Here is a 3,149-nt window from a genome sequence, read left to right on the forward strand (position 1 = left end):
AACGGAAATATCCCGCAAGGAATTTATAAGAATGTCCGGATCAGGACTTACAGGAATGGCCTTTGCTTCCGGCCTGCTTGCTTCTGCAGGGGCGTTTGCCGGTGATGCAAACAGCAGTGGCGGAAAGAGCTACGTGTTAAAGAACGTGCGGCTTGAAACAGGGTTTGTTTATGAAGAAGGAGAAGTGGTGCACACAAAAACTGAATTGTCTTGCGTAGAGATCAAAGACGGAAAAATAAAAAGCATTTCCACCAATAAACCGAACGCTGCCAATGCTATTGATGCAAAAGGCTGGCTGATGTTGCCTGCCTTCAGGGATATGCATATCCATCTTGATAAAACCTTCTACGGCGGCCCATGGCAGGCAACCAGGAGAGGGCAGGGCGGTGTTAAAGGTATGATTGCCCTGGAACAGAAAATATTGCCGGAAATGATGAAAACAGCTGCCTACCGTGCAGAGAAGCTGGTAGAGTTGCTGCAGTCCAAAGGCACTAACTTCGCCAGGAGCCATGTTAATATTGAGCCCACATCAAAACTGCAATCGCTCAGTAATCTTTTAAAAGCGCTGGAAAACAAAAAGAACACTTTTGGCGCAGAACTGGTAGCATTTCCCCAGCACGGCGTATTCTATACCGATTCAGTTCCCTGGCTGAAGGAAGCTGCAAAAATGGACATCGATTTTATCGGCGGACTTGACCCTTATACCATCGACGGCGCCATTGAAAAAACAATAGATTTCACCGTGCAACTGGCGCTGGATAATAAAAAAGGAATTGATATCCACCTGCATGAATCAGGGGAGTCCGGCCTGAAAACAGTGGAATACCTGATTAAAAAGGTAAATGAAAACCCAGCGCTTCAACATAAAACATTCATAAGTCATTGCTTTGTGCTGGGAAAGATCGATAAGGTGAAGCAGGAGCAGGTGGCGGAGCAATTGGGCGCCGCAGGCATAGGTATTGTTTCCACCATTCCATTCGGGGGGCTTATTATGCCTATACCTGCACTCTTCAAATACAATGTAAATGTAATGACCGGAAACGACAGTATCATCGATCATTGGAGCTCTTTCGGATCAGGAAGCGTATTGGAAAAAGCCCATACCATGGCGCAGCTATATGGTTATTCTACTGAGTTCCTGCTGTCAAGAAGCCTGAAGCTGGCTACGGGGAATGTACTCCCGCTTGATGATAAAGGTGTACAGCAATGGCCTAAAGCCGGAGATGCAGCAAACGTGGTACTGGTAGACGCCAGCTGTTCAGCGGAAGCAGTAGCAAGAATATCGCCGGTGCGATCCCTGATTAACAAAGGACAAATCGTGTATTAAGTATCCTATATTAAAGCTGTGAACAAGAATGCGGGGAATTATTTTCCCGCATTTCTTTTTGGAAGATGCCCGTATTATGTTTAGCAAAGAAGGTCAGAAATAATAGGCGCTCTGACAATTATTTGCTATATTAGAAATGATACTATAGTTTTCCCACGTTAACAGTTAATCCGCTTAATCCATGAAAAAGAATCCTATCTATTTGTTTACCTGGTTGTTCCTTACACTTTGTTTTGCCTGTAAAAAAATGAGCCCCGATAAACTGACTGCTGTTGACGCTAATACAGCCTTACTTTATGGGGCGAATGATGCAGATGTTACTATTGAAAACACCTTCACAAACCCGCTGATACCACGTGGCGCTGATCCCTGGGTAGCCCAAAAGAACGGGGAGTATTATTTTACATACACACAGGGAAGTAAACTGGTACTTTACAAAACAAAAGCCATGACCGAACTGGCATTGGCGGTTTCTCATGATGCATGGATCCCGCCACAGGGAATGCCTTATTCAAAAAATATCTGGGCGCCGGAACTTCATGAAATCGACAACAAATGGTACATCTATTTTGCCGCCGATAACGGTACTAACGCCAACCACCGTATGTATGTGGTGGAGAACAGCGCTGCCGACCCCACACAGGGCACATGGGTACTGAAAGGAAAAGTGGCTGATTCCACAGATCAGTGGGCGATAGACGGAACAGTTTTTAAGTATAACGGACAACTGTATATGCTATGGTCCGGCGGTAATGCAGGGGCTGCGCCACAGCGTATCTACATTGCTCCAATGAGTAATCCCTGGACCATCAGCGGTCCGAAAGTGGCTATCTCCAGCCCTACCTATTCCTGGGAAATGAACGGGAACGCCATTAACGAAGGCCCCCAGGCGATCATTAACCCTAACGGAGGCCTGCGGGTAGTATACTCTGGCAGCGGCTATTGGGTGGATACTTATTGCCTGGGATTATTAAGTCTTAATGCAAACGGCGATCCCCTGAATCCCGCCGACTGGGTAAAAACTGCCAATCCTGTTTTTTCAATGAGCGCAGACAGCGGAGCTTTTGGTCCGGGGCATAATGGCTTCTTCAAATCGCCCGACGGTACGGAAGACTGGATCATCTACCATGCACGCAGTGCTGCCGGTGGAGGAGCCAGGAATGCACGCATCCAGAAATTTACATGGAACGCAAGTGGTGTACCTGATTTCGGAGCGCCGGTTAAAATCGGTTCCCCTGTGCCAAAGCCCTCCGGTGAACCGTTACGGAAGCTGTACAAAAAAGATAACTGGTCAATTGCCGGATTCAGCTCGGAAGAACTTAACAACAGCCGGTTAGCGATACGGCTCATAGACGATGATCCAACCACCCCATGGATAGCACGCTATTCTGCACCAGCTACCAACTATCCTGATCATTGGATTGCAGTAGATATGGGGGATACGCTTTGTGTAGATGGTTTTGTATTCATCCAGAAAACCGGCGACCGGAAAATAAAAGAGTTGCAGGTGCTTGCCGGTAATGATAACCTCAACTGGGAAGATCTTGGGACCACTGAACTGCTTGATCTCTATCCAAACAAACAATATTTTAATCTGCCGGTAAGAAAGCAATTCAGGTATTTTAAGCTGGTACCCAAATCGGGGCTTGATAGCCAGCCGCAGCCAGGTTTGGCGGAAGCGGGGACATTTGTGCTGGATAATTAGGTTTTCTCACTACTATTGCTAAAAAATTAAAAGCATAAAAAACTAAAACAGAGAAGCCGATGGAACTCCATCGGCTTCTACAGCTTATACTATGTCATACAAAATTTCCACTTACAT

At 46.3% G+C, this 3,149-nt stretch carries 2 protein-coding genes; both read left to right on the forward strand.

Annotated features, from left to right (window positions below):
- Nucleotides 1-1,327, forward strand: a 1,327-nt coding sequence (locus VN105_RS24235; RefSeq protein WP_325645087.1) for an amidohydrolase, incomplete at its 5' end; no start/stop codon positions are given.
- A 181-nt stretch (nt 1,328-1,508) separates the two neighbouring features.
- Nucleotides 1,509-3,032, forward strand: coding sequence for a family 43 glycosylhydrolase (locus tag VN105_RS24240; RefSeq protein ID WP_325645089.1), 1,524 nt, complete (start codon nt 1,509-1,511; stop codon nt 3,030-3,032).
- The last annotated feature ends 117 nt before the right edge of the window (nt 3,033-3,149 follow it).

Origin of the sequence: Chitinophaga sp. (assembly GCF_035564935.1) — a bacterium.
GTDB lineage: Bacteria > Bacteroidota > Bacteroidia > Chitinophagales > Chitinophagaceae > Chitinophaga.

Excerpts from the sequence above, each read along its gene's own strand:
- VN105_RS24240 (WP_325645089.1), top strand. The coding sequence starts at position 1,509 with ATGAAAAAGAATCCTATCTATTTGTTTACCTGGTTGTTCCTTACACTT.